Source organism: Streptomyces tanashiensis (assembly GCF_014648895.1).
GTDB lineage: Bacteria > Actinomycetota > Actinomycetes > Streptomycetales > Streptomycetaceae > Streptomyces > Streptomyces tanashiensis.
The window spans coordinates 705,345-730,879 of the sequence record NZ_BMRZ01000003.1; the positions used below are offsets into that span (position 1 = coordinate 705,345).

Sequence of the window (25,535 nt, forward strand, 5' to 3'; positions counted from 1 at the left end):
ACGCCGATGGGACGGAGCGGACGGGCGGACGGTTCCCGTCCGTCAGCCGCCGTACTCGGTGGTGGCGTCGATCAGCCGGGCCGAGGCCGCCGGAACGACCACCCCGTGGATCGACGTGGGGGAGACCGGAACGGGGTCCGGACCGGCCGGGGTCACCCAGTGGGGGGCCATCCGGGCGCCGTCCCCGCGCAGCTGGGCGAGGCTCAACTCGGACTCGTGTCGCTCGCGAGGAGCGGGGTAGGTGGTCATGGGCGCACCGTATGCACCCCACCGCTCCGGGGAAAAGACCTACTCTGGGGTAGTTTCCACTGTTCGGCAGGGCGCGCCCCACCCGGTAGCGTGAACTGTCATTACCGCCTTCCCGCAGGAGCACCCCGCCGTGCGTATCGCAGTCACCGGCTCCATCGCCACCGACCACCTCATGACCTTCCCCGGCCGGTTCGCCGACCAGCTCGTGGCCGACCAGCTCCACACGGTGTCCCTCTCCTTCCTCGTCGACAACCTGGACGTCCGCCGGGGCGGTGTCGGCCCGAACATCTGCTTCGGCATGGGCCAGCTCGGCGGCAGCCCGATCCTGGTCGGCGCGGCCGGCTACGACTTCGACGAGTACCGGGCCTGGCTCGACCGGCACGGCGTCGACACCGCCTCCGTGCGCATCTCCGAGGTCCTGCACACGGCCCGCTTCGTCTGCACCACCGACAAGGACCACAACCAGATCGGCTCCTTCTACACCGGCGCGATGAGCGAGGCCCGGCTGATCGAGCTCAAGGCCGTCGCCGACCGCGTGGGCGGCCTCGACCTGGTCCTCATCGGCGCCGACGACCCCGAGGCGATGCTCCGCCACACGGAGGAGTGCCGGACCCGGTCGATCCCCTTCGCCGCCGACTTCTCGCAGCAGATCGCGCGCATGGACGGCGACGAGATCCGCACCCTCCTCGACGGCGCCACCTACCTCTTCTCGAACGAGTACGAGAAGGGCCTCATCGAGAACAAGACCGGCTGGACCGAGGGCGAGATCCTCTCCCGCGTCGGCCACCGCGTCACCACGCTCGGCTCGCGCGGCGTGCGCATCGAGCGCGTCGGCGAGACCCCCATCGAGGTCGGCTGCCCCGAGGAGACCGCCAAGGTCGACCCCACCGGCGTCGGCGACGCCTTCCGCGCGGGCTTCCTCACGGGCCTGTCCTGGGGCGTCGGGCTCGAGCGCGCGGCGCAGGTCGGCTGCATGCTGGCGACGCTGGTCATCGAGACGCTGGGCACGCAGGAGTACACGCTGCGGCGGGCGAACTTCATGGAGCGCTTCACGAAGGCGTACGGCGAGGAAGCCGCCACCGAGGTCCAGTCCCACCTCCTCTGACCCCCCCGTTGTGGGCAGGCGTTCCGCGGGGCGGAACGGGTGGGCACAACGGAACGGCGTCCTTGCCGGCGCCAGAGGCTCCCGCGCCTGAACCCGCACCCCGTGCACCGTCACGTGGGGTGCGGGTCCAGGCGCGGAACGCGGAGGCGCCGCGAAGGGCGCCGTCCCGTGTGCCCACCCTCCCCCAAGCTCTCCGCTTCGCTCGAGCAGGGGGGACCCCCATCGCCCCGGCGGGACGATTGCCCACACGGGCGCGGGGCGTGGCCCACAACGGGCGGCGGGCTACGACGCGCGGCGTACCACGTACGCCGTGCCGCCCCCCGGCGACGGCGACGCGCCCACGTACTCCTGGCCCCGCATCTCGCACCACGCCGGGATGTCCAGCCGTGCCGCCTCGTCGTCCGAGAGCACCGTCACCGTCCCGCCCACCGGCACGTCGCCGATCACCTTGGCCAGCTCGATCACCGGGATCGGGCAGCGCTTGCCCAGGGAGTCCACGACGAGCGAGCCCGTGGGCGCCGCGGCGGACGGTGCGGCTCCGGGGGCGCCGAGCCGCTCCCGTACCCCCGCCACCACACCCGGCAGGACGGCGAGGAAGCGGTCGACGTCCTCCGCCGCGGTCCCGGCCGGCAGGGACACCCGGACGTTCCCCTCGCTCAGCACGCCCATCGAGCGCAGTACATGGCTGGGCGTCAGCGTCGAACTCGTGCATGACGAACCGGACGAAACGGAGAAACCCTCCCGGTCCAGTTCCGACAGCAGCGTCTCTCCGTCCACGTACAGACAGGAGAAGGTGACGAGGTGGGGGAGCCGGCGCACCGGGTCGCCCACCACCTCCACGTCCGGCACCAGCTCCGGCACCCGCGCCCGGATCCGGTCCACCAGGGCCCGCAGCCGGGCCCCCTCGGCCGCCGCCTCCGCCCGGACCGCCCGCAGCGAGGCCGCCGCCGCCACGATCGCCGGCAGGTTCTCGAAGCCGGGCGCCCGCCCCGACTCCCGCTCGTCGGAAGGGCCTTGAGGGGCGAAGCGCACACCCTTCCGTACGGCGAGCAGCCCGACCCCCGCCGGGCCGCCCCACTTGTGCGCGCTCGCGGTGAGCAGCGACCAGCCGCCGTCCACCGGCCCCCAGCCCAGCGACTGGGCCGCGTCCACGAGCAGCGGCACGCCCGCCGCCCGGCACGCCTCGGCGACCTCGGCCACCGGCTGCTCGGTCCCCACCTCGTGGTTGGCCGACTGGAGGCAGGCCAGGGCCGCGCCCTCGCCCAGCGCCTCCGCGAAGGCCTCCGCCTCCACCGCTCCCGACCGGCCGACCGGCACCTCGGTCACCGTGCCGCCCGCCGCCGCGTGCGTCTCGCCCGCGTGGAGGACGGAGGAGTGCTCGACCGCGGAGACCACGAGCCGGTTGCCGACGCGCCGGCGCCCCGCGAGCGCTCCGGAGATCCCGGCGTGAACCGCGCGCGTCCCCGAAGGAGTGAACACGAGCTCGTCCGGGCGGCACCCCACGGCCTCCGCGGCGGCCTCCCGGGCCGCGTCGAGCAGCAGCCGGGCCCGCCGGCCCTCCCGGTACAGCCGGGCCGGGTCGGCCCAGCCCTCGTCCAGGGAGGCCAGCAGCGCCTGGCGGGCGACGGGGTGCAGCGGAGCGGCGGACGCGGCGTCGAAGTACGGCATCCACCCACCGTAGAGCGCGGAGATCCACCAGCGGCGGCCCGGGCGTCCCCGGGCCGGGTGAGCCCTCGTCAGAAGCGCGGCCCGGCACGTCGTCAGACGGCCGAACGGACGCCTCGGACCCCCCTCCGGAACCCAGGAGTCCACCCCTTCGGGGACTCGGACGGCGCGTTGGGCACCCTCCCCGCGCGACCTCAAATAGCGTCCAGTAGGGTTTGGTCCGCATAAACATCCAAACCCCTGCCCGCGGCCGGGGCGGCGACCGACCAGCGAGACGGACGGCCGTGGCCGACCACTGCGGGCCGAGACTCTCGGGAAGGCGCTACGTGAGTCCCAACGGCTCCGACCGCTCGTCGCGGCGCCCGATGCGGCGGAAGCTGCCGCAGGTGCTGACTGCGGGCCTGATCCTGGCGACAGCCACGGGCTGCTCGTACAACTGGGAAGACTTCCCCCGCCTTGGCATGCCCACCCCCGTCACGGAAGAGGGTCCCACGATCCTCTCCCTGTGGCAGGGCTCCTGGGCCGCCGCGCTCATCACCGGAATCCTGGTGTGGGGCCTGATCATCTGGTCCGTCATCTTCCACCGGCGGAGCAGGACCAAGGTCGAGGTACCTCCGCAGACCCGTTACAACATGCCCATCGAGGCGCTGTACACGGTCACTCCGCTCATCATCGTCTCGGTGCTCTTCTACTTCACCGCGCGCGACGAGACGAAGCTCCTCGAGCTCACCCCGAAGCCGCCCCACACGATCAACGTGGTCGGCTACCAGTGGAGCTGGGGCTTCAACTACGTCGAGAACGTGCCCGGTGTGAAGGGTGACGCCAAGACGGACAAGAACCTCGCCGCGCTCCCGGACAAGTACCTCAAGGACTTCCCGGAGAACGCGGGCGGTGTCTACGACGCCGGTGTCCCCGGTGACCGGAACCCGCAGACCGGTAACCCGGGTCCGACCCTGTGGCTGCCGAAGGGTGAGAAGGTCCGGTTCGTCCTGACCTCCCGTGACGTCATCCACTCCTTCTGGGTGGTCCCGTTCCTGTTCAAGCAGGACGTCATCCCGGGTCACACCAACGTCTTCGAGGTGACCCCGAACCAGGAGGGCACCTTCCTCGGCAAGTGCGCCGAGCTGTGCGGTGTCGACCACTCCCGGATGCTCTTCAACGTGAAGGTGGTCTCTCCGGAGCGCTACCAGCAGCACCTGAAGGAGCTGGCCGAGAAGGGGCAGACCGGCTACATCCCGTCCGGCATCGAGCAGACGGACCCGGCTAGGAATGCGGAGAAGCACCAACTGTGAGCATCCCCAACGAAACCCAGGGTGCCGCCGCAGCTGAGGACTCGTACGAGAACGAGCTGCCCGTACGGCGCAAGCAGCCCGGCAACGTGGTCATCAAGTGGCTCACCACCACGGACCACAAGACCATCGGTACGATGTACCTGGTCACGTCGTTCGTCTTCTTCTGCATCGGCGGACTCATGGCGCTCTTCATGCGCGCCGAGCTGGCCCGTCCGGGTACGCAGATCATGTCGAACGAGCAGTTCAACCAGGCGTTCACGATGCACGGCACGATCATGCTGCTGATGTTCGCGACGCCGCTGTTCGCCGGATTCGCGAACTGGATCATGCCGCTGCAGATCGGCGCGCCCGACGTGGCGTTCCCGCGGCTGAACATGTTCGCCTACTGGCTGTACCTCTTCGGCTCGATCATCGCGGTGGCCGGCTTCCTCACCCCGCAGGGTGCGGCCGACTTCGGCTGGTTCGCCTACTCCCCGCTGTCGGACGCCGTCCGCTCGCCGGGTGTCGGCGCCGACATGTGGATCATGGGTCTGGCCTTCTCCGGCTTCGGCACGATCCTCGGTTCGGTCAACTTCATCACCACGATCATCTGCATGCGCGCTCCGGGCATGACGATGTTCCGCATGCCGATCTTCACCTGGAACGTGCTGCTGACCGGTGTCCTGGTCCTGCTCGCCTTCCCGGTCCTGGCGGCCGCGCTGTTCGCCCTGGAGGCGGACCGCAAGTTCGGTGCCCATGTCTTCGACGCGGCCAACGGCGGCGCCTTGCTGTGGCAACACCTCTTCTGGTTCTTCGGACACCCAGAGGTGTACATCATCGCCCTGCCGTTCTTCGGCATCGTCTCCGAGGTCATCCCGGTCTTCAGCCGCAAGCCGATGTTCGGCTACATCGGTCTGGTGGCCGCGACCATCGCGATCGCCGGTCTGTCCGTGACCGTGTGGGCCCACCACATGTACGTCACCGGCGGTGTGCTCCTCCCGTTCTTCTCCTTCATGACGTTCCTCATCGCCGTACCGACCGGCGTGAAGTTCTTCAACTGGATCGGAACGATGTGGAAGGGCTCGTTGTCCTTCGAGACTCCGATGCTCTGGACGATCGGCTTCCTGGTCACCTTCACCTTCGGTGGTCTGACGGGCGTCATCCTGGCCTCGCCGCCGATGGACTTCCACGTCTCCGACTCGTACTTCGTCGTCGCGCACTTCCACTACGTCGTCTTCGGCACCGTGGTCTTCGCGATGTTCGCCGGGTTCCACTTCTGGTGGCCGAAGTTCACGGGCAAGATGCTGGACGAGCGGCTCGGCAAGATGACGTTCTGGACGCTGTTCATCGGCTTCCACGGCACCTTCCTGGTGCAGCACTGGCTCGGTGCCGAGGGCATGCCGCGTCGTTACGCGGACTACCTGAACGCCGACGGCTTCACCGCGCTGAACACCATCTCGACGATCTCCTCGTTCCTGCTCGGTCTGTCGATCCTGCCGTTCCTCTACAACGTCTGGAAGACCGCCAAGTACGGCAAGAAGATCGAGGTCGACGACCCGTGGGGCTACGGCCGCTCGCTCGAGTGGGCGACCTCCTGCCCGCCGCCGCGGCACAACTTCCTCACCCTGCCGCGGATCCGTTCGGAATCCCCGGCGTTCGACCTGCACCACCCTGAGATCGCGGCTGTCGACCAGCTCGAGAACAAGCCGCACGAGGCCGCGGCCCTCACGGGCAGCAAGGAGGCCGGCAAGTGAAGATCCAGGGCAAGATGTTCATCTGGCTGAGCGTCTTCATCCTTGCCATGGCGATCCTCTACGGCGTCTGGTCCAAGGAGCCGGTCGGTACGACGGCGCTCTTCCTGGCCTTCGGCCTGGCCATCATGATCGGCTACTACCTGGCCTTCACGGCCAAGCGTGTCGACGCGATGGCGCAGGACGACAAGGAGGCCGACGTCGCGGACGAGGCCGGCGAGGTGGGCTTCTTCGCCCCCCACAGCTGGCAGCCGCTCTCGCTGGCCGTCGGTGGTGCGCTCGCCTTCCTCGCCGTCGCGATGGGCTGGTGGATCCTGTACTTCTCCGCCCCGCTGATCCTCGTCGGCCTGTTCGGCTGGGTCTTCGAGTTCTACCGCGGCGAGAACCAGAACCAGTAGCGGTACCCCGCTCCGCACCGGAGCACACCGAGGGGCCCGGACACTTCGTCACCGAAGTGTCCGGGCCCCTCTTTTGCAGCACTCGGCGCGCCGGTCGCGAGGATCGTCCTTAGCGTGAAGTCATGAACGACACGCCGCGCATTCGGACTGTTCTGAGCTGCACTCTTCTGGCCGTCACCGTCACCGCGGGCGCCTCCGCGTGCGCGGGCTCCGACGGCCACCCGCTGTCGGAGAAGGCCTACGACGCGGCCGACCAGCTCGCGGTCAGCGCCCCCGCCGACGGCGCCAAGGCGGACCCCGACAAGCCCCTGGAGATCACGGCCAAGGACGACGACGCCCGCATCACCGACGTCACCGCCACCGACTCCTCCGGGCACCATCTGGCCGGCGAACTCACCGCGGACGGGCAGCGCTGGCGCTCCACGGCCGCCCTGGCGGCCGGCGCCCGCTACACCGTCCGGGTGGCCACCGAGGACGACGACGGCGCCCCAGGCGCCCGTACGTTCACTTTCGAGACGGCTCCGGCCAAACGGGCCCTGACCGTGACCTTCGGGCCGGAGGCGGGCACGTACGGCGTCGGACAGCCCATCACGGCGGAACTCAGCCTCGCTGTCAAGGACCGGTCGGCGCGCGCCGTCGTCGAACGTGCCCTCAAGGTCCGCTCCACACCCGCGGTCGAGGGGGCCTGGTACTGGGTGGACGACAAGAAGCTGCACTTCCGCCCGAAGGAGTACTGGCCGGCCGGGGCGCTCGTCACGGTCACCGGCAACCTGGACGGCCTCAAGGTCGGCGACAAGCTCTACGGCGGCGCCTCCAAGCCGCTGAAGCTCACCATCGGCGACCGGATCGAGGCCGTCGCGGACGCCGGGTCGCACTACATGACGGTGAAGCGCAACGGAGAAGTGATCAACACCATTCCGGTGACCACCGGCAAGCCCGGCTTCTCCACCCGCAACGGCATCAAGGTGGTGCTCGGGAAGGAGTACTACGTCCGGATGCGGGGCACCAGCATCGGCATCGCGGAGGGCAGTTCCGACTCGTACGACCTGCCCGTGTACTACGCCACGCGGGTGACCTGGAGCGGTGAGTACGTCCACGCCGCGCCGTGGTCCGTCGGCTCGCAGGGCGTCGAGAACGTCAGCCACGGCTGTGTCGGAATGTCGACGGGGAACGCGGCCTGGTTCTTCGAGACCGTCCGCCCCGGAGACCTCGTCAGTGTCGTCAACAGCTACGGCGACACGATGGACACCTTCGGCAACGGCTTCGGCGACTGGAACCTGCCCTGGGACAAGTGGCGCGAGGGCAGCGCCCTGGTGGAGGCCGCCGGAAACCCGGTGGCCCCCACCGAGAAGGCCCGTCTGAGGCCCTCGATCTGACTACCGTACGCGCCCCGACCCGCTCACGCGTCGATCGACAGGCGCGAGCGCAGCAGGGACGCCAGGGACGCCGCGAACTCGACCGGTTCCACCGGAAGGGTGACCGCGGCGTCCGCACGGCTCCAGGTGGCCAGCCAGGCGTCCTGCGGGCGCCCGATCAGCAGCAGCACCGGCGGGCAGCGGAAGACCTCGTCCTTGATCTGCCGGCAGACCCCCATGCCTCCGGCGGGCACCGCCTCGCCGTCGAGCACGCACACGTCGATCCCGCCCTCGTCCAGGCGCTTCAGCACCGCGGGCAGCGTCGCGCACTCCACGAACTCGACCGGGGGAACGTCGGTCGCGGGCCTGCGTCCGGCCGCGAGCCGCACCTGCGCGCGGGTGTTCGCGTCGTCGCTGTAGACCAGGACCGTGGCACTCGACTGCATCGTTCCTCCGTGGGGAAGTCCGTGGGAAGGTCGTCGATCGATGCGCCGGATGCTACTCCGGTCCACACCCCGTCAACACCCGTTCAGCACCTGTTCGAACGGTGCCGCGGGGCCCCGGCACTGGGCCGTTCGGGCTGGACACGCCCCCCTGACACTCCGAACGGCACCCCCCGGAGTGAGGGCGGGATAAGCGACCGACATAATGTCGGTCGTGGCGACAGTAACGACAGTAGAAACAGGGCACGCGCACCCGTCGGTCAATCGACCGAACCTCACCAGCGTCGGAACCATCATTTGGTTGAGCTCCGAGCTGATGTTCTTCGCGGCCCTCTTCGCGATGTACTTCACCCTGCGATCGGTGACGGGTCCCGAGTTCTGGGCGGAACAGGCCTCGGCCTTGAACTTCCCGTTCTCGGCGACCAACACCACGATCCTGGTGCTCTCCTCCCTCACCTGCCAGCTCGGCGTCTTCGCCGCGGAGCGGGGCGATGTGAAGAAGCTCCGGACGTGGTTCATCATCACGTTCGTGATGGGTTCGATCTTCATCGGCGGCCAGGTCTTCGAGTACACCGAGCTGGTCAAGCACGAGGGCCTCTCGCTCTCGTCGGACCCGTACGGCTCCGTGTTCTACCTGACCACCGGCTTCCACGGCCTGCACGTGACGGGCGGTCTCATCGCCTTCCTGCTGGTCCTCGGCCGGACGTACGCCGCCAAGAGGTTCACCCACGAGCAGGCAACCGCCGCCATCGTCGTGTCCTACTACTGGCACTTCGTCGATGTCGTCTGGATCGGCCTCTTCGCCACGATCTACATGATCAAGTAATCGGCGCCGCCTCCACGGCGGACCGAGACATCCAGCAAGCATCGACGCAGAAGATCCTGACACCGGGGTAATCCGTGAAAAAGCTCTCCGCACGACGACGCCATCCGCTGGCGGCGGTCGTCGTCCTACTTCTCGCGCTGGCGGCCACTGGGGGGCTGTACGCCGCGTTCGCGCCCGCGGGCACGGCGAAGGCCGATGAAACCGCCCAGTCCCTCGCCATCGAGGAGGGCAAGAAGCTCTACTCCGTCGGCTGCGCCAGCTGCCACGGAACCGGCGGTCAGGGCACCACTGACGGCCCGTCCCTCGTCGGCGTAGGTTCGGCCGCGGTCGACTTCCAGGTCGGCACGGGCCGCATGCCGGCCCAGCAGCCGGGCGCCCAGGTCCCGAAGAAGAAGGTCATCTACTCGCAGGCTGAGATCGATCAGCTCGCGGCGTACGTCGCCTCTCTCGGTGCCGGCCCGATCACGCCGACCGAGGGCCAGTACAGCCCTGAGGGTGCGGACATCGCCAAGGGTGGCGAGCTGTTCCGTACCAACTGTGCCCAGTGCCACAACTTCACCGGTGAGGGTGGCGCGCTGACCTACGGCAAGTACGCCCCGAGCCTCGAAGGCGTGAGCCCGAAGCACCTCTACGAGGCCATGCAGACCGGCCCGCAGAACATGCCCTCCTTCCCCGACACGACCATGCCGGAGAAGGAGAAGAAGGACATCATCGCGTACGTCCAGGCCGTCAACAGCGACAAGGCCGACAACCCGGGCGGTCTCAAGCTCGGTGGCCTCGGCCCCGTCAGCGAGGGCCTGTTCGCCTGGGTCTTCGGTCTGGGTGCGCTGATCGCAGTTGCCATCTGGGTCGCGGCCCACACCGCTAAGGCCAAGAAGTCATGAGTAGCCAAGAGATTCCAGAAGAGAACCTGCCGGCAGGGCAGGACACCGCGCACGGCGCGGTGAAGGTCGCCGACGACCCGTTCGCCGACCCGGGCCTCCCGCCCCACAAGCCCCGCATCCAGGACATCGACGAGCGGGCCGCCCGTCGGTCCGAGCGCGCGGTCGCCTTCATGTTCACGCTGTCGATGCTGGCCACCGTCGGCTTCATCGCCTCGTACGTGATCTTCCCGGTCGACAAGATCGTGTACATCTGGCCGCTCGGCCGGGTGTCCGCGCTCAACTTCGCCCTGGGTCTGACCCTCGGTGCCGCCCTCTTCTTCATCGGCGCGGGCGCGGTCCACTGGGCCCGCACCCTGATGTCCGACGTCGAGGTCGCCGACGAGCGTCACCCGATGGCGGCGTCGCCCGAGGTCAAGGCGAAGGTCATGGCGGACTTCGCGGCCGGTGCCGCGGAGTCGGGCATGGGCCGCCGCAAGCTCATCCGCAACACGATGTTCGGCGCGCTGTCGCTCGTACCGCTCTCCGGCATCGTCCTGCTGCGTGACATGGGTCCGCTGCCCGAGAAGAAGCTCCGGGTCACTCTGTGGACCAAGGGGCTCCAGCTCATCAACATGAACACGAACGAGCCGCTGCGTCCCGAGGACGTCGCGGTCGGCTCGCTGACCTTCGCGATGCCCGAGGGCCTCTCGGAGCACGACGAGCACTTCCAGACCGAGATCGCCAAGGCCGCCCTGATGATCGTCCGGATCCAGCCGGAGGACATCAAGGACAAGCGCGAGCTCGAGTGGTCGCACCAGGGCATCGTCGCGTTCTCGAAGATCTGCACCCACGTGGGCTGCCCGATCTCCCTGTACGAGCAGCAGACGCATCACGTGCTCTGCCCGTGCCACCAGTCCACCTTCGACCTCTCCGACGGCGCCCGCGTCATCTTCGGCCCGGCCGGTCACGCCCTCCCGCAGCTGCGGATCGGCGTGAACGAGAAGGGCTTCCTGGAGGCGCTCGGCGACTTCGACGAGCCCGTCGGTCCTGCCTTCTGGGAGCGCGGATGAGCACCGTGACGGAATCAAAGAAAGCACCCGCCGGTGAGCGGGTCGCGGACTGGGCCGACGGCCGCCTGGGGATCTACACGCTGGCCAAGGCCAACATGCGGAAGATCTTCCCGGACCACTGGTCCTTCATGCTGGGCGAGGTCTGCCTCTACAGCTTCCTCATCATCATCCTGACGGGCGTCTATCTGACGATGTTCTTCCACCCGTCGATGAACGAGGTGGAGTACGTCGGACCGTACGTCCCGCTCCAGGGACAGCTCATGTCCGAGGCGTTCAACTCGACCATGCACATCTCGTTCGAGGTGCGCGGTGGTCTGCTGATCCGGCAGATCCACCACTGGGCGGCGCTGATCTTCCTCGCCGGCATGTTCGTGCACATGATGCGCGTGTTCTTCACCGGCGCGTTCCGCAAGCCGCGTGAGATCAACTGGCTGTTCGGCTTCCTGCTGTTCTTCCTGGGCATGTTCACCGGCTTCACCGGTTACTCGCTCCCGGACGACCTGCTCTCCGGCACCGGTGTCCGCTTCATGCAGGGCGCGATCCTGTCCGTGCCGGTCGTCGGCACGTACCTCTCGATGTTCCTGTTCGGCGGCGAGTTCCCCGGCGGCGACTTCGTCGCCCGGTTCTACTCGGCGCACGTGCTGCTGCTGCCCGGCATCATGCTGGGTCTCGTGGTCGCCCACCTCATCCTGGTGTTCGTCCACAAGCACACGCAGTTCGCCGGCCCCGGCCGGACGAACAACAACGTCGTCGGCATGCCGCTGCTGCCCGTGTACATGGCGAAGGCCGGAGGCTTCTTCTTCCTGGTCTTCGGTGTCATCGCGGTCATCGCGGCGATCGCCTCGATCAACCCGATCTGGGCCATCGGCCCGTACCGCCCGGACCAGGTGTCCACCGGCGCCCAGCCCGACTGGTACATGGGCTTCGCCGAGGGTCTGATCCGTGTCATGCCGGGCTGGGAGATCAACCTGTGGGGCCACACGCTGGTCCTCGGCGTGATGATCCCGCTGGCGATCTTCCCGGCGGTCCTCGCGGCCATCGCGGTCTACCCGTTCATCGAGTCCTGGATCACCGGCGACAAGCGCGAGCACCACATCGCGCAGCGCCCGCGCAACGCTCCGACGCGCACCGCCTTCGGTGTCGCCTGGATCACCGCGTACATGATCATGCTCGTGGGTGGTGGAAACGACCTCTGGGCGACCCACTTCCACCTGTCGCTCAACTCGATCACCTGGTTCGTCCGGATCTTCTTCTTCCTCGGACCGGTCATCGCGTTCGTCGCCACCAAGCGGATCTGCCTCGGCCTCCAGCGCCGCGACAAGGACAAGGTGCTGCACGGCCGCGAGTCCGGCATCATCAAGCGCCTGCCGCACGGTGAGTTCGTCGAGGTCCACGAGCCGCTCAGCCAGGGCGAGCTCCACCGCCTCACGGCGCACGAGCAGTACGACGCCGCGGAGCTTCCGCCGGCCGTCGACGAGAACGGCGTCGAGCGCAAGATCGGCCGCATGGAGAAGCTCCGGGTCAAGCTCAACAAGGGCTACTACGGCGGCGACAGCCAGATCGCCAAGCCCACGGTCGAGGAGTACAAGGAGATCCAGAGCGGCCACGGCCACCACTGATCACCTGACCTTGTAGGTCGCCACGGCGAGAGCCCCGTCCATTCGATGGACGGGGCTCTTTGCCGTCCCCGGAGGTCGATAGGGTGGGACCGTATCCGTCACGTGATCACCAGGAGCTGCCATGAGCGCTGCGACCCCCGCTGGAGGACCTACCACGGCGGGCCGCTCCTGGCCCGTCCTGCTGAACGGGCTGCTCGACGGCAGGGACCTCTCCGCCGACGACACGGCCTGGGCGATGGACCTGATCATGAGCGGCGAGGCGACCGACGCCCAGATCGCCGGGTTCATGGTGGCGCTGCGCGCCAAGGGCGAGACCGTGCAGGAGATCACCGGCCTCGTGCGCACCATGTACGCGCACGCCAACGTGATCGAGGTGCCGGGACCCGCCGTCGACATCGTCGGCACCGGCGGCGACGGCGCCAAGACGGTCAACATCTCCACGATGGCCTCGATCGTGGTCGCCGGCACGGGCACGAAGGTCGTCAAGCACGGCAACCGCGCCGCCTCCTCCGCCTCCGGCTCCTCCGACGTCCTGGAGAAGCTCGGCATCAACCTGAACCTCACCCCGAGCCGGGTCGCCGAGGTCGCCGAGGAAGCCGGCATCACCATCTGCTTCGCGGTGAAGTTCCACCCCTCGCTGCGGCACGTCGCCGCGGCCCGCGGCCAGCTGGGCATCCGGACGACGTTCAACGTCCTCGGCCCGCTGACCAACCCGGCCAAGGTACGGGCCCAGGCCGTCGGGGTCGCCGACCCGCGCATGGCCCCGGTCGTCGCCGGGGTCTTCGCCGAGCGCGGCAACTCCGCCCTCGTCTTCCGCGGCGACGACGGTCTCGACGAGCTGACCACCACCTCCACCTCCCGGGTCTGGGTGGTCAAGGACGGCGGAGTCACCGAGGAGCGCTTCGACCCGCGCGACGTCGGCATCGAGCTCGTCCCCCTGGAGGCCCTGCGCGGCGCCGACGCCTCGTACAACGCCGACGTGGCCCGCCGGCTGCTCGCGGGGGAGACCGGTCCGGTACGGGACGCGGTGCTGCTCAACGCGGCGGCGGCGCTCACCGCCCTGGAGCCCGGCACGGGCACCCTGGCGGAGCAGCTGAGCACCGGCATCGCGAGGGCGGCCGAGTCGATCGACTCCGGTGCGGCCCGGCGCTCCCTGGAGCGGTGGATCGCCGCCAGCAACGCCTGAGCGCGTGTGAACGGCGCATGTCGGCCCCGTCCCGGATGCCGGGACGGGGTTGCGGCGTCGTGATCGTCTGGCATAGGTTCTGAAACAGGTCATGAGTGACAGCTGCAAGGCCCCGGCCGGCTGTCCGGCAACCCTCCGTCCGTGGCGGGGTGCCCCGGGTGAAGACCAGGTCGTACGGCAGAAGCCTGCGGCAAGCGCGGACCCCTGCGCACCACCCTGGGGTCCTTGGTCCTCTAGGGAGCGTTGTCTCGTGAGCAAGCGAATGCGTTAGGGCCCTCTCGGCCCCTTCTCTCCACCCCCACCCGTACGCGGCACCCTTCTTCGCGCTGCCCTGCGGGCCCTTTCACGCCTTTTCGCGCCCCTTTTATGCCGGGAGACACCGTCATGTCCGCACGCCCGAACACCGCCACCGTCGAGTCCGCCGCCGTCGAGTCCGCCGACCCCTGCTGCGCCGCCCCGCTGCCGGTCCTCGGCCGGGACGTGACCGTCCCGCTCGTCACCGGCGGCGAGGTGACCTACGCGGCGCTCGACTACGCGGCCAGCGCGCCGGCCCTCCAGCGGGTCTGGGACGACGTCGCCGCCTACGCCCCGTACTACGGCAGCGTCCACCGCGGGGCCGGCTACCTCTCCCAGCTCTCCACCGACCTCTTCGAGAACAGCCGCGTCACCGTCGCCGAGTTCCTCGACTGCCGCCCCGACGACCAGGTCGTCTTCACCCGCTCCACCACCGACTCGCTCAACCTGCTCGCCGCCACGATCCCGGCCGGCTGCGAGGTCTTCGTCTTCGAGACCGAGCACCACGCCTCGCTGCTGCCGTGGAGGGACGCCCGCGTCACCTACCTCAACGCGCCGCGCACCCCGGAGCAGGCCGTCGAGACCCTGGAGCGGGCGCTCGCCGACCGTGACCCGTACGGTCCGGCCCTGGTCTGCGTCACCGGCGCCTCCAACGTCACCGGCGAGCTGTGGCCGGTGAAGGAGCTCGCCGCCGCCGCGCACGCGCACGGCGCCCGGATCGTGCTCGACGCCGCCCAGCTCGCCCCCCACCACCCGGTCTCCGTGCGCGAGCTGGACGTGGACTGGGTCGCCTTCTCCGGGCACAAGCTGTACGCGCCCTTCGGCTCCGGCGTCCTCGCCGGCCGCGCCGACTGGCTGCAGGATTCCGAGCCCTACCTCGCGGGCGGTGGAGCGTCCCGCAAGGTGGCCCGTCGGGCCGACGGTGGTGTGGACGTGGAGTGGCACACCACCGCGGCCCGGCATGAAGCCGGTTCGCCGAACGTCATCGGCGTCTACTCGATCGCCTCCGCCTGCAAGGCGCTCACCGAGGCCGGCTTCGACTCCCTCGTCGCCCGTGAGCGGCACCTGATCGCCACGGTCCGCGAGGGCCTGGCCGAGGTGCCCGAGGTGCGCGTGCTCTCGCTCTTCGGCGACGACGCGCCCCGCGTGGGCGTCATCTCCTTCGTCGTGGACGGCTGGAACAGCTCCCACTTCGCCGCCGCGCTCTCCGCCGAGTACGGCATCGGCGTCCGCGACGGCCTCTTCTGCGCCCACCCGCTGGTCCGCACCCTGCTCGGCAGCGACCCGCAGGACCCGGGCGAGTGCGGCGCCCCCGAGGCGGCCCCGGGGGAGCGGTCGCTCAACGCCATCCGGGTGAGCTTCGGCGCCGGCACTCCGGACGAGCACGTGGAGCGGTTCGTCCGCGCCGTGAAGGAGCTCGTCCGGGACGGCGCGCAGTGGAAGTACCGCACCGAGGACGGCCGCTGCGTCCCCGACCGCGGCTGATCAGTCACTCGTACGGGTGAAGGGGGCCTCCCCGTCGGGAGGCCCCCTCCAGTCATGCCGCGTGCGCGGTGCTCAGGACTCCAGACCGATGGCGAAGGCCGCCTCCAGGTCGTGCTGGGAGTACGTCCGGAAGGCGACGTGGGTGTCCGTGGCCTCGACGCCCGGGATCTTGCTGATACGGCCGGGGATCACGTCCGCCAGGTCGTCGTGGCGCGGGACCCGGACCATGGCGATCAGGTCGTACGTACCGGTGACCGAGAAGACCTCGCTGACGCTGTCGAGCGCGGCGATCGCCTCGGCGATCTCGGGGATGCGGTCCACGCTGGTCTTGATGAGCACGATCGCGGTGATCACGGCTGGCTTTCTCCCTCGGTCGCCGCGGCTGGGGCTTTCACTCTATCCCCACCGCGGAAGCGCCCCCAGGCGTAGAGGAAGCCGACCGAGAAGCCCACGACATGGGCCAGATAGGCGACACCGGGTCCGGCGCCCGCCGCCCGCGCGGCCAGCCACTGGAGCGTGAACCAGAAGATCAGCACGATCCAGGCGGGGAAGCGCAGCGGCAGGAAGAACAGGAAGGGGAAGAGGCTGGTGACCCGGGAGCGGGGGAAGAGGAAGAGGAAGGCCCCGAGCACCGCGGAGATCGCCCCGGAGGCCCCGACCAGGGTCTGCTCGCTGTCCGCGTGCGCCACCGCGTAGCCGAGCAGGGCGACGTAGCCGGTGCCCAGGTAGAAGAGGCAGAACTCGACCGGGCCCATGCGCTCCTCGGCCATCGCTCCGAAGACGTACAGGAAGAGCATGTTTCCCAGCAGGTGGAGCCAGCTGCCGTGGACGAACAGCGCGGTCAGTGGGGTGAGCAGGGCGCGTGCGTCGCCGTTCATCAGCTCGGCCGGCACCACGCCCCAGCGGCGGAAGTAGGCGCCCTGGGCGGCCAGGAGCTCGTCGCCCGTGCCGTACCCGGGGTTGAGCCCGGAGACCGGGCTGATCACGAAGAGCAGACAGCAGGCGGCGATCAGCCCGTACGTCACCGTGGGTCCGCCGCGGGTGCCCCGCCAGGCACCGAGGACCGCTCCTCGCCAGTCGATCATGGACAGATCATGGCGTACCGGGGCCGAAGTGGACAGAGTGCCTCGCCGTGCCCCGCCCTCCCCGTGAGGCCGTAGGGTTACGGCACCACCGACCGCAGTTCGACGGCGCACCGCGGCTCCCGCACCTGGTACCACGCAACAGGAAGAAGGACGGCACCGATGACGACGGTTCCCCTGCCGACCGACGAGACCCGCTGGCGCTGCACGCTCTGCGGCAATCTGACCCGCTTCGACGTGACCCGTTCCTCCAAGGTCGTGGAGTACGTCCATCTGGACCTCGCGGGAGACCCGACGGTCGAGGAGCGGCAGGTGGTCAGTGAGACCATCGAGTCGGTCCGCTGCCGCTGGTGCAACGCGGTGGACCAGATCGAACTGGTGGACAGGCCGGGCGCCGCTTCCTGAGGGACGGCGCGGACGACATAGGGGTGACGGATCGTGGAGCAGCCCGCGCACGGTGGTGAGCCGGCCGGCGCGGCAGGTGACGCTGCCGAGACGCTCGACCACCCACTGCCGGAAGGTGTGAGGCGGCGGGTCGTCGCGCTGGTCGCGGACGCCTTCGGCGGGCTCACCGTCGCGGAGCTGCCCGCGCCCCTGCGGCAGTACGCCCGCTTCACCGCGAGCCGGCGGGCCAAGTTCGCCGGCAACGCGATGGCCGCAGCCCTGGAGAGCGACCCGCTCTTCCGGCAGCGGATCGGCGAACGGTTCAAGCAGGGCCAGCCCGAGCTGGCCGGAGCCGTGGAGACCGGCACCCCGCCCGCGGCCGCCGACCCCGTCGACGTGGCGGCGGCCGCCTATGTGCTGCGCCCGCCCGGCTGGGTCAAGCTGGTCGCCGCCGCCGGCGAGGAGGCCCAGCGGGCCGACGCCGAGCGGGCCGACGAGGCCGGGCGGCGCGAGCTGGAGCGGCTGCGCGAGGAGCTCGCCGCCGCCCAGGACCGCTCCCGGGGCGAGACCGAGCAGCTCCGGCGCGACCTGGACACCGCCCGCAAGGAAGCGGAATCGCTTCACCGCAAGCTGCGCAGCGCCCAGAGCGACGTCAAGCGCGGCGAGGCCGCGCTGCGCAAGGTCCACGGCGAGATCGAGGCCGCGCGGGCGGAGTCGGCGGCCCAGGTGTCGGCCGCCGAGAGCGAGTCGCGGCGGCTGAGGGCCCGGCTCGGCGAGGTCGAGGCGGCTCTGGAGGCCAGTCGCAGGACCGCCCGTGAGGGCCGCTCGGTGGAGGACATGCGGCTCCGGCTGCTGCTCGACACGGTCCTCGACGCGGCTCAGGGGCTGCGGCGCGAACTCGCGCTGCCGCCCGTCTCGGTGCACCCGGCGGACACCGTGGACGCGGTGGAGCCGGGGCGGATGTCCCCGAAGGACATCGCGGCGCGGGCGCTCTCCGAGACGGACCCGGCGCTGCTCGACCAGCTGCTCGCGCTGCCGCAGGCGCATCTGGTCGTCGACGGCTACAACGTCACCAAGACCGGCTATCCCACGATGCCGCTGGAGAAGCAGCGGCTGCGGCTGCTCGGCGGGCTCTCGGCCCTGGCGGCCCGCTCGGGCGCCGAGGTCACCTGTGTCTTCGACGGGGCGGAGCTGGCGGCCCCGGTGCTGCTCGCGCCGCCGCGCGGGGTGCGGGTGCTGTTCTCCAAGCCCGGTGTCACGGCGGACGAGTTGATCCGGCAGCTGGTCCGGGCGGAGCCGCCGGGGCGGCCGGTCGTGGTGGTCTCCACCGACCGTGAGGTGGCCGACGGCGTCGCGAAGGCGGGGGCGCGTCCGGTGGCGTCCGCCTTGTTGCTGAAGCGGCTTTCGCGCCTCTCGTGAAGCATGGCAAGTCCTGGGCGTTATGCCCGAATTCTGGATGGCGCACCGTCAAGTGGCCATCACTGGCCGTGCGATGAATGTAAATAAAGTGGTGCGTGAGCAAGATTTTTGCCAGCGGGATTTGAACTGATCACAACTTGGTCACTAGGGTCGGGCTTCGAACCTTCGCGCGGTTGATCACCCATCCGGGGTGGCGGCGGAGGAACCGCCTGCCCGTGACCGGTTGGGCGGCTCTGAGGAAGAAGGAGCTCGCCTTCGTGGCGTCCCACCGTCGTCCCAAGCAGCCGAGCCGTACCCGTGTGACCGTGTTCACCGCGGCAGCGGCCGCCGCAGTCGCCCTCTCCGCCCAGTCCGGAGCCCAGGCCGCCCCCGCGAAGCCCAAGATCGACGAGGTCAAGTCGAAGGTCGACGAGCTCAACCACGAGGCCGAAGAGGCCACGGAGCAGTACAACCTCGCCGACGAGCGCCGCGGCAAGCTGCAGAAGGAGATCGGTCAGCTCCAGGACAAGGTGGCCCGCGGCCAGGAGGAGCTCAACACCCTCCGGGACCAGATCGGTTCGGTCGCCAGCGCCCAGTACCGCTCCGGCGGCATCGACCCGGCGCTCCAGCTCTTCCTCTCCGCCGACCCGGACACCTACCTCGACAAGGCGTCCGCGATCGACCAGCTCAGCGCCCAGCAGGCCGACGTGCTCACCTCGATCCAGGCCAAGCAGCGCACGCTCGCGCAGGAGCGGGCCGAGGCCACCTCGAAGCTGGCCGACCTCGAGGACGTCCGCAAGACCCTCGGTGAGAAGAAGAAGAAGTTCCAGGGCAAGCTCGCCGAGGCCCGCAAGCTCCTCAACACCCTCACCACCGAAGAGCGCGCCAGGATGCAGGAGAAGGAGCAGCGCGCCAGCCGCGCCGCCGGCGAGCGCGTGAACCTGGGCAACGAGGTCCCGGCCTCGCAGCGCGGCGCCGCCGCCCTCGCCGCCGCCGGCACCCAGGTCGGCAAGCCGTACGCCTCCGGCATGGAGGGCCCCAACTCGTACGACTGCTCGGGTCTGACCATGTGGGCCTACGGCCAGGCGGGCGTCGACCTCACCCGCACCACCTACACCCAGCAGAACGACGGCGTGAAGATCGGCCGCAGCCAGCTCAAGCCGGGCGACCTGGTCTTCTTCAACGGCCTCCAGCACGTGGGTCTGTACGCGGGCAACAACACGGTCCTCCACGCCCCGTACCCGGGCGCCTACGTCCGCTACGAGTCCATGAACACCCTGGGCTCGTTCCAGTTCGGCGTCCGCATCTGACGCACGCCGACCCGCTCCGCCATGCCGCCCGAACGGGTGGTTCGCGGTGACGCGCACTGACCTGACGCCCCGCCGGTGACCTGTGTTCTCCGGCGGGGCGTCACTTTGTGTGCCCGGCGCCTTCGTTGGACGAGGACTGATCAGCGGCTACTGTCTGCCGCGCCAGTCTGCGTCGAGCCGAACGGAGCGCGATTCGTGGCGTCCCACCGCCGACCCGCCCGGGTCACCGTCCTCACCGCCGCCGCCGCGGCCACCGCGGCGGCGTCCCTCGGGGCCGTCCCCGCGAGCGCCGACCCCGGGGCCACGCCCGCGGCCACCCGCGCCACGGTCGACCGTCTCTTCGAGGAGGCCGAGAAGGCCACCGAGGGCTACAACCGGGCGGACGAGAAGGCGGACGCGCTGCGCCGGACGGTCTCCCAGGCGCAGGACAGCCTCGCCCGCGGCCAGGAGCGCATCAACCGGATGCGGGGCGTGCTCGGTTCGGTCGCCGGGGCCCAGTACCGCTCCGGCGGCATCGACCCCGCCCTCGCCCTGCTGCTCTCCTCCGACCCGGACAGCTACCTGGACCGGGCCACCGCCCTGGACCGGGTCACCGCCCGCCAGGGCGCCGCGCTCGGCGAGCTCCTGCGCGAGCAGCGCGGCCTGAACCAGAAGCGGAGCGAGGCCCGCAAGGCCCTCGCCGAACTGGAGCGCAGCCGGGCCGAGGTCGCCCGCCACAAGCGCACCGTCGAGCGGAAGCTGGCCGAGGCCCGCCGGGTGCTCGCCTCCCTCACCGTGGAGGAGCGCGCCGACTACGACCGCGCCTCCCGCACCGGTGAGCGGGCCGGAGGGCCGGCCGGGGGGCCGGCCGAGGAGCTGCCGCCGCTCGCCGATCTCGGCCCCTCGCGGGCCGCCGCCGCGGTGATCGCCGCCCGCAGCGCGATCGGCAGGCCGTACGTGTGGGGGGCGACCGGCCCCTCGGCCTTCGACTGCTCGGGCCTGATGGTCTGGTCGTACCGGCAGGCCGGCATCAGCCTCCCGCGCACCTCCTCTGCGCAGCGCCACGCCGGCCGGCAGGTGCCGCTCTCGCAGGCGCAGCCGGGCGACCTCGTCACCTACCGCGGCGACGCCAGCCACGTGGCGATCTACGCGGGGAACGGCCAGGTCATCCATGCCCCCTACCCGGGCGCCCGGGTCCGCTACGACCCGGTGAACATGATGTCCCACGTCACCGTGACCCGCGTCTGACGCCTCCCCTCTCCGCCGCTCGCCCCCGGGGCGCCCGAGCCGGGCTCACAGGTCCGCCGCGCCCCTCCGTCGCCCCGTACGATCGGGGGCGTGGCGGCCCGGCGGAGTGGAGCGGTGCGCGGCGCGGCGGCGGGTCTGCTGGCCGCGCTCCTCGCGCTCGGCGGATGCGCGGCCCCCGACCCGGCCGGTCCGGCCTCCCAGGAGATCCAGAGCGTGCTCGACGCGCACGCGCGGGCGCTGCTCGACCGGGACGAGGCCGGCTACCTCGCGGCCCTCGACCCCGCGCTCGCACCGGCCGCGCGCACCGAGTTCGACCGGCTCGCGAAGATCCCCCTGGGCGGCTGGAGCTACCGGGTCACCGACGTCGACCGGACCGGCGAGGGCCGGGTCACCGCCAGGGCCGAGCTCGGCTACCGGATCAAGGGCTACGACTCCGGGCCCGCCACCACCGAGCGGGTCCTCGACCTCGCCGAGCGGGACGGCCGCTGGTACGTGACCGGGGACCGCGCCGCCGAGGGCGCCCCGCAGCAGCTGTGGCAGCAGGGCGAGGTCACGGCCGTGACCGGCACGCGCAGCCTCGTCCTCGGCGTCGGACAGAGCCGGGAGCGGCTGCGGGAGATCGCGGCGGCCGCGGACCGGGCGGTGCCCGCGGTCGGGGACGCCTGGCACGGGAACTGGGCGGGCCGGGTCGTGGTCCTCGTGCCCGCTTCCATCGACGCCATGGGCCGGCTCCTCGGCGGTCCTGCCGACTCCTACCGGGGCATCGCGGCCGTCACGACCGGCCGGGCCGGCGGCGGCCCGACGGCGCCCGCGGACCGGGTGATCGTGAACCCGGACGCGTACGCGGTGCTCGGCGCCTTCGGCCGGCAGATGGTCCTCACCCACGAGACCACCCATGTCGCGACCCGCGTCCGGACCACGCCGGCCACCCCGGTCTGGCTCTCCGAGGGCTTCGCCGACTGGGTCGCCTACCGGGGGACCGACCGCACCGCCGCCCAGGCCGCCCCCGAGCTGCGCCGCGCGGTCCGGGCGGGCGACCTCCCGGCGCGGCTCCCCGACGACGAGGCCTTCGCCTTCGGCGGCGACGCGGAGGCCCTGGCCCGGGCCTACGAGGGCGGCTGGCTGGCCTGCGAGCTGATCGCGGACCGCTGGGGCGAGGAGAAGCTGACGGCGTTCTACCGGGCGGTGGGCGCGCACCCGGCCCGGGGCGGCGCGCTGGAGAAGGCGCTCGCGGAGGTCCTGGAGACGACGCCGGAGCGGTTCACCGCCGACTGGCGCGCGTATCTGGGGGAGCGGCTCGGCTAGCTCTCGGGCCGGTTCTCGAGCCGGGCCAGCGCCTCCGCCAGCCAGGCCTTCTCCTCGGTGCCCGTCGCGCGGGCGATCCGCAGCATGCCCTGGCGGAAGAGGTCGGGCTCCCGCTCGACGGTGACCGGGGTCCCGCCCTCGTAGAAGAAGCTGGCCGGGGCGGAGAGGAACTCCTGGCGGCGGCGGAGGACCGCCGCCTGGTCCGCGGGGTCGGGGAGGTGCCGAAGGAAGGCGAGCAGGGTGAAGAAGCGCTGGCCGTCGGTGATCTCGGCGTCCTTGGGGGTGCGCAGCCGGGCCAGGAGCTCCTGACGGCCCTCGGGGGTGAGGGAGAGGGTGCGGCGCGGGGCCGCGCTCGCGCCCGGCTCCGTACGGCTGTCGACCAGGCCGTTCTTCACCAGGCGGGTGATGGCCGGGTAGAGGGCGCCGTCGCTGACCGGGCGGACGTGACCGCTGAGGCCCTGGATGCGTTCCTTCAGCTCGTAGCCGTGCAGCGGCTTCTCGTACAGGAAGCCCAGGATCGACAGTTCCAGCACCGGGCACCGCTCCTTCGCGCTTGTCGGGGGACCGCGCGCCATGCTACCTCTTTTCGAGGTGCCTCTATTCGAGGTACATCGGAAAGAGGGGGTTCCTTCGCATGTCCTCGCACCGCCGCACGCTCGTCCGGCTCGCCCGGCCCGTCTACTTCGAGCTCCTCGCCGGAGTCGCCGCCGGCATCATCAACATGGTCTGGGTCGCCCGGCTCGGCGGGGACGCCGTCGCCGCCGTCGCCGTCGCCTCCAACGTCGAGAACCTCCTGCTCGGCGTCGTCCTCATGGCCGGCTCCGGCACCACCGTCCTCGTCGCCCGCGCCAGAGGCGCCGACGACCCCGGCGCCGTCCGCGCCGCCGTCCGGGGCGGCACCGCCCTCTGCGCCCTGCTCGTGCCGCCCGTCGCCCTCGGCGGACTCCTGCTGCGCGAGCCGCTCGCCACCCTCCTGCTCGGCGGCTCCGGCCACCCCGCCCACGCCCTGGCCACCGCCTACTTCGCCGTCTCGCTCCCCGGCACGGCCGTCTTCTTCGCCACGAACGTCCTCGACGGGATCCTCAAGGGCGCCGGAGACACCCGCACCCCCATGCGGCTCGCCTTCCTCGCCAACGGACTGATCCTCGTCCTCGACCCGCTGCTCATCCACGCGTACGGGGTCCCGGGCGCCGCCCTCGCCACCGTCGCCGGCCGGAGCGTCGCCCTCGCCGCGGGCCTGATCGCCCTCCGCCGCGACCCGCTCCTCAAGGCCGCGCGGGCGGCCCGGGCGGCCCTGCCCACGGCCGCCGCGCTGCGCCGCACCGCCGCCACCGGACTGCCCATGGCCGTCGACTTCGCGGTCCGGATGGCCGGAGCCCTCGCACTCGTCTCCGTCGTCGCCCGGCTCGGCGTCACCGAGATCGCCGCCTACGGCATCGCCACCAAGGCCATGTACGTGGCCACCATGGCCTTCTACGCCGTCCGGCAGGCCGCCGCCATCCACAGCGCCCACCTCCTCGGCGGCGGCCGGGACGAGCGCCGGGCCGTCGGCCGGCAGGCCCTCCTCCTCGGCGGCGCCCTCGGCGCGAGCGCCGCGGGACTGCTGCTCCTCGGCGCCGGACCCGTCATGCGCGCCTTCGGCGCCGAGCCGGCGGTGGCGGAGGCGGGAGCGCTCTTCCTGCGCTGCCTCGGCCCCTACCTGCTGCTCATGGCCGGGTACATCGCGCTCGCCGGGGTCTTCGAGGGCACCGGGGCGAGCCCGTACCTCGCCCGGATCACCGTCGCGGGCGTCCTCGTCCAGCTGCCGCTCGCGTACGCCCTCTCAGGAGCCGGCCTCCCCGGGATCTGCCTGGCCATGGCCCTCGCCATGGGGGCCCAGTGCGCGGCCCTCGGCCTGCTGCACCGCCGTACGGTCCCGGCGGTCTCCGCGGAGGCTCAGAACGAGCCGGACAGGGCCTTCTCGCGCTCCGGCTGAGCCGACTGCGCCGGGATCCTCCCGGCCTCGGCGAGCCGCGGCTCCGTCACCGTGTGACGCCACAGGATCCGGCAGGCGATGAGCGTGGCGGCGATCAGCAGGCCGTTCCGCGTGAACAGCACCGCGATGCCCAGCGGATCGCTCCGCGTCACGTGCGAGAACCACACCGGGAACTCGAACTGCGTCACCGCCGTCGCCCAGAGCACCAGGTGGGCGGGCTTCCGCATCCGGCTCGACCGGAAGGCGAGGCACACCGCCGCCAGACCGACCAGCCACAGCATGTACTGCGGGGAGAGCACCCGGCTCGTCGTCGTGAACAGCAGCACCGCCACGAAGGCCGCGTCCGCCACCGTCGACGAGGCGAAGCGCCGCGCCCGGATCCGCCACACGAGCAGCCAGCCGAAGGCGGCGACCGTCAGCACCAGCGCGGCCGTCGACACCGTGGACACATACGGGCCGAGGAACTCGATCGAGCCGTAGTTCATCCGCGCCTCGCCCTCCCAGCCGAAGTGCCGGACGACGTGGAAGACCATCGAGCCCAGCGACTCGACCTCCGTGCCCCGGTCCCGCTGGAAACCGAGGAAGGCCAGCGCCCCCGGCATCCACACCACGCAGAACGCCAGCACCGCGGCCGCCGCGCCCACCGCCGTCGACCAGGAGCGGAGGGTCGCCCGCCCCTTCGGGCTGCCCGCGAGCAGCAGCACCGGCCACACCTTCAGGACCGCGCCGAAACCGGCCAGCGCGCCGAGCACCCGCGGGCTGCGGCCCGCGGCGAGCAGGGCCGCCACCGCGACGGCGGTGACCATCACGTCGTACCGGGCGTACGCCGTCGGGCCGAGGAGGGGCACGCCCGCGAGCCAGAACCACGCGCCCCGCAGCGAGCGGCCCGCGCGGCGGCCCGTGTGGACGAGCAGCCCGAAGACGAGCGCGTCGCAGAGGAACGCGAGGACGAAGAACGCGGACGCGTAACCGAGGAACGGCAGCAGACCGGGCGCGAGGATCGCGAACGCGGCGGCCGGCGGGTACTGCCAGGTGACGTCGTCCAGCGGGTACGTGCCGGTCCGCAGGACCTCGTACCAGCCCTGGTAGATGTTCGAGACGTCGAAGGTGATGTCCGGTCCGGGGATCACCACGATCTTGAACACGCAGAGCAGCAGCAGGACCCGGGTGAGACCCCAGAGAGCGAGCGGAAGTCGCAGACCCGTGCGTGACCCGTTCTCCACGGCACCCGTCGTCACTGTCGCGTCCTTGTCCTGTCGGCCCGCGGTGGCGGG

General features: G+C 71.0%; 24 protein-coding genes and 1 riboswitch. Of the genes, 17 read left to right on the plus strand and 7 right to left on the minus strand.

The genetic code is table 11. The features are described 5' to 3' along the window. Window positions 1-42: 42 nt before the first annotated feature. Window positions 43-249: a hypothetical protein gene (locus IE237_RS13815; protein ID WP_189802197.1), complete on the minus strand. Its 207-nt coding sequence runs from the start codon at window positions 247-249 to the stop codon at window positions 43-45. A 130-nt stretch (window positions 250-379) separates the two neighbouring features. Between IE237_RS13815 and IE237_RS13820 the strand changes: the two genes are divergently transcribed. Next, window positions 380-1,354 (plus strand): carbohydrate kinase family protein, encoded by a 975-nt coding sequence (locus tag IE237_RS13820; protein ID WP_189802198.1) that lies wholly within the window; start codon window positions 380-382, stop codon window positions 1,352-1,354. A gap of 282 nt (window positions 1,355-1,636) precedes the next feature. Here the strand turns inward: IE237_RS13820 and IE237_RS13825 are convergent, their stop codons facing one another. Then, window positions 1,637-3,022, minus strand: coding sequence for a cysteine desulfurase/sulfurtransferase TusA family protein (locus IE237_RS13825; RefSeq protein WP_189802199.1), 1,386 nt, complete (start codon window positions 3,020-3,022; stop codon window positions 1,637-1,639). 323 nt (window positions 3,023-3,345) lie between these two features. Here IE237_RS13825 and ctaC point away from each other — a divergent pair, with 323 nt between their 5' ends. The 4 genes from ctaC to IE237_RS13845 all read left to right on the plus strand — a co-directional run bounded on the left by ctaC (window position 3,346) and on the right by IE237_RS13845 (window position 7,815). Further along, entirely contained in the window at window positions 3,346-4,311 is a 966-nt protein-coding gene (gene ctaC, locus IE237_RS13830) for an aa3-type cytochrome oxidase subunit II (RefSeq protein WP_189802200.1), read from the plus strand. Continuing rightward, a complete protein-coding gene (gene ctaD / locus IE237_RS13835) occupies window positions 4,308-6,044 on the plus strand; it encodes an aa3-type cytochrome oxidase subunit I (protein ID WP_189802201.1) in 1,737 nt (578 codons plus the stop codon). Before ctaC ends, ctaD begins: the two co-directional genes overlap by 4 nt. Further along, complete coding sequence (locus IE237_RS13840; protein ID WP_189802202.1) at window positions 6,041-6,439, plus strand: cytochrome c oxidase subunit 4; 399 nt, start codon at window positions 6,041-6,043, stop codon at window positions 6,437-6,439. Before ctaD ends, IE237_RS13840 begins: the two co-directional genes overlap by 4 nt. A gap of 122 nt (window positions 6,440-6,561) precedes the next feature. Beyond that, window positions 6,562-7,815: a L,D-transpeptidase gene (locus IE237_RS13845; protein WP_189802203.1), complete on the plus strand. Its 1,254-nt coding sequence runs from the start codon at window positions 6,562-6,564 to the stop codon at window positions 7,813-7,815. 23 nt (window positions 7,816-7,838) lie between these two features. Here IE237_RS13845 and IE237_RS13850 read toward each other — a convergent pair whose 3' ends face one another. Continuing rightward, the gene (locus IE237_RS13850) at window positions 7,839-8,240 is read right to left on the minus strand and encodes a DNA-binding transcriptional response regulator (RefSeq protein WP_189802204.1); all 402 of its coding nucleotides are present in this window, start codon (window positions 8,238-8,240) and stop codon (window positions 7,839-7,841) included. Window positions 8,241-8,442: 202 nt separating this feature from the next. Here IE237_RS13850 and ctaE point away from each other — a divergent pair, with 202 nt between their 5' ends. The 6 genes from ctaE (at window position 8,443) to IE237_RS13880 (ending at window position 15,580) form a co-directional block, all read left to right on the plus strand. Continuing rightward, the gene (gene ctaE, locus IE237_RS13855; protein ID WP_189802205.1) at window positions 8,443-9,063 is read left to right on the plus strand and encodes an aa3-type cytochrome oxidase subunit III; all 621 of its coding nucleotides are present in this window, start codon (window positions 8,443-8,445) and stop codon (window positions 9,061-9,063) included. A gap of 74 nt (window positions 9,064-9,137) precedes the next feature. Further along, window positions 9,138-9,947, plus strand: a complete 810-nt coding sequence (gene qcrC / locus IE237_RS13860) for a cytochrome bc1 complex diheme cytochrome c subunit (RefSeq protein WP_189802206.1) — start codon at window positions 9,138-9,140, stop codon at window positions 9,945-9,947. After that, window positions 9,944-10,996 (plus strand): cytochrome bc1 complex Rieske iron-sulfur subunit, encoded by a 1,053-nt coding sequence (qcrA, locus tag IE237_RS13865; RefSeq protein ID WP_189802207.1) that lies wholly within the window; start codon window positions 9,944-9,946, stop codon window positions 10,994-10,996. The genes qcrC and qcrA overlap by 4 nt, the downstream gene beginning before the upstream one ends. Continuing rightward, complete coding sequence (gene qcrB / locus IE237_RS13870; RefSeq protein ID WP_189802208.1) at window positions 10,993-12,615, plus strand: cytochrome bc1 complex cytochrome b subunit; 1,623 nt, start codon at window positions 10,993-10,995, stop codon at window positions 12,613-12,615. The genes qcrA and qcrB overlap by 4 nt, the downstream gene beginning before the upstream one ends. 121 nt (window positions 12,616-12,736) lie before the next feature. Beyond that, a complete protein-coding gene (trpD, locus tag IE237_RS13875) occupies window positions 12,737-13,801 on the plus strand; it encodes an anthranilate phosphoribosyltransferase (RefSeq protein WP_189802209.1) in 1,065 nt (354 codons plus the stop codon). Window positions 13,802-13,888: 87 nt separating this feature from the next. After that, a riboswitch (SAM riboswitch) is annotated at window positions 13,889-14,004 on the plus strand. 181 nt (window positions 14,005-14,185) lie between these two features. Continuing rightward, complete coding sequence (locus IE237_RS13880; protein WP_189802210.1) at window positions 14,186-15,580, plus strand: aminotransferase class V-fold PLP-dependent enzyme; 1,395 nt, start codon at window positions 14,186-14,188, stop codon at window positions 15,578-15,580. A gap of 72 nt (window positions 15,581-15,652) precedes the next feature. Here the strand turns inward: IE237_RS13880 and IE237_RS13885 are convergent, their stop codons facing one another. Together IE237_RS13885 and IE237_RS13890 are read right to left on the minus strand one after the other, a co-directional pair. After that, window positions 15,653-15,934 (minus strand): Lrp/AsnC family transcriptional regulator, encoded by a 282-nt coding sequence (locus IE237_RS13885; protein ID WP_189802211.1) that lies wholly within the window; start codon window positions 15,932-15,934, stop codon window positions 15,653-15,655. Further along, window positions 15,931-16,665, minus strand: coding sequence for a rhomboid family intramembrane serine protease (locus IE237_RS13890; RefSeq protein WP_189802212.1), 735 nt, complete (start codon window positions 16,663-16,665; stop codon window positions 15,931-15,933). Before IE237_RS13890 ends, IE237_RS13885 begins: the two co-directional genes overlap by 4 nt. Window positions 16,666-16,824: 159 nt before the next feature. Between IE237_RS13890 and IE237_RS13895 the strand changes: the two genes are divergently transcribed. From IE237_RS13895 to IE237_RS13915, 5 genes are all read left to right on the plus strand, one after another. After that, a complete protein-coding gene (locus tag IE237_RS13895; RefSeq protein ID WP_055644001.1) occupies window positions 16,825-17,067 on the plus strand; it encodes a hypothetical protein in 243 nt (80 codons plus the stop codon). A gap of 33 nt (window positions 17,068-17,100) precedes the next feature. Beyond that, window positions 17,101-18,465, plus strand: a complete 1,365-nt coding sequence (locus IE237_RS13900) for an NYN domain-containing protein (RefSeq protein WP_189802213.1) — start codon at window positions 17,101-17,103, stop codon at window positions 18,463-18,465. A gap of 257 nt (window positions 18,466-18,722) precedes the next feature. Beyond that, window positions 18,723-19,754 (plus strand): C40 family peptidase, encoded by a 1,032-nt coding sequence (locus IE237_RS13905; protein WP_189802574.1) that lies wholly within the window; start codon window positions 18,723-18,725, stop codon window positions 19,752-19,754. A gap of 195 nt (window positions 19,755-19,949) precedes the next feature. Beyond that, a complete protein-coding gene (locus IE237_RS13910) occupies window positions 19,950-20,981 on the plus strand; it encodes a C40 family peptidase (protein ID WP_189802214.1) in 1,032 nt (343 codons plus the stop codon). Between the two features lie 90 nt (window positions 20,982-21,071). Then, complete coding sequence (locus IE237_RS13915) at window positions 21,072-22,286, plus strand: hypothetical protein (RefSeq protein WP_189802215.1); 1,215 nt, start codon at window positions 21,072-21,074, stop codon at window positions 22,284-22,286. Here IE237_RS13915 and IE237_RS13920 read toward each other — a convergent pair. Further along, window positions 22,283-22,819, minus strand: a complete 537-nt coding sequence (locus IE237_RS13920) for a PadR family transcriptional regulator (protein WP_189802216.1) — start codon at window positions 22,817-22,819, stop codon at window positions 22,283-22,285. The two genes, IE237_RS13915 and IE237_RS13920, sit on opposite strands and share 4 nt — an antisense overlap. 101 nt (window positions 22,820-22,920) lie before the next feature. On the opposite strand from IE237_RS13920, the gene IE237_RS13925 reads away from it, so the two are divergent. After that, window positions 22,921-24,261 (plus strand): MATE family efflux transporter, encoded by a 1,341-nt coding sequence (locus IE237_RS13925; protein WP_189802217.1) that lies wholly within the window; start codon window positions 22,921-22,923, stop codon window positions 24,259-24,261. Here the strand turns inward: IE237_RS13925 and IE237_RS13930 are convergent. Further along, entirely contained in the window at window positions 24,222-25,499 is a 1,278-nt protein-coding gene (locus IE237_RS13930; protein ID WP_229842662.1) for a glycosyltransferase 87 family protein, read from the minus strand. The genes IE237_RS13925 and IE237_RS13930 overlap by 40 nt on opposite strands. Window positions 25,500-25,535: the final 36 nt, after the last annotated feature.

Bases quoted from the DNA above. Each gene is read 5' to 3' on its own strand.
- IE237_RS13895 (WP_055644001.1), top strand. From the start codon at position 16,825: ATGACGACGGTTCCCCTGCCGACCGACGAGACCCGCTGGCGCTGCACG.
- IE237_RS13850 (WP_189802204.1), bottom strand. From the start codon at position 8,240: ATGCAGTCGAGTGCCACGGTCCTGGTCTACAGCGACGACGCGAACACC.
- IE237_RS13890 (WP_189802212.1), bottom strand. From the start codon at position 16,665: ATGATCGACTGGCGAGGAGCGGTCCTCGGTGCCTGGCGGGGCACCCGC.
- IE237_RS13815 (WP_189802197.1), bottom strand. From the start codon at position 249: ATGACCACCTACCCCGCTCCTCGCGAGCGACACGAGTCCGAGTTGAGC.
- ctaE (WP_189802205.1), top strand. From the start codon at position 8,443: ATGTCGGTCGTGGCGACAGTAACGACAGTAGAAACAGGGCACGCGCAC.
- trpD (WP_189802209.1), top strand. From the start codon at position 12,737: ATGAGCGCTGCGACCCCCGCTGGAGGACCTACCACGGCGGGCCGCTCC.
- IE237_RS13825 (WP_189802199.1), bottom strand. From the start codon at position 3,022: ATGCCGTACTTCGACGCCGCGTCCGCCGCTCCGCTGCACCCCGTCGCC.
- IE237_RS13925 (WP_189802217.1), top strand. From the start codon at position 22,921: ATGTCCTCGCACCGCCGCACGCTCGTCCGGCTCGCCCGGCCCGTCTAC.
- qcrB (WP_189802208.1), top strand. From the start codon at position 10,993: ATGAGCACCGTGACGGAATCAAAGAAAGCACCCGCCGGTGAGCGGGTC.
- IE237_RS13845 (WP_189802203.1), top strand. From the start codon at position 6,562: ATGAACGACACGCCGCGCATTCGGACTGTTCTGAGCTGCACTCTTCTG.
- qcrA (WP_189802207.1), top strand. From the start codon at position 9,944: ATGAGTAGCCAAGAGATTCCAGAAGAGAACCTGCCGGCAGGGCAGGAC.
- IE237_RS13880 (WP_189802210.1), top strand. From the start codon at position 14,186: ATGTCCGCACGCCCGAACACCGCCACCGTCGAGTCCGCCGCCGTCGAG.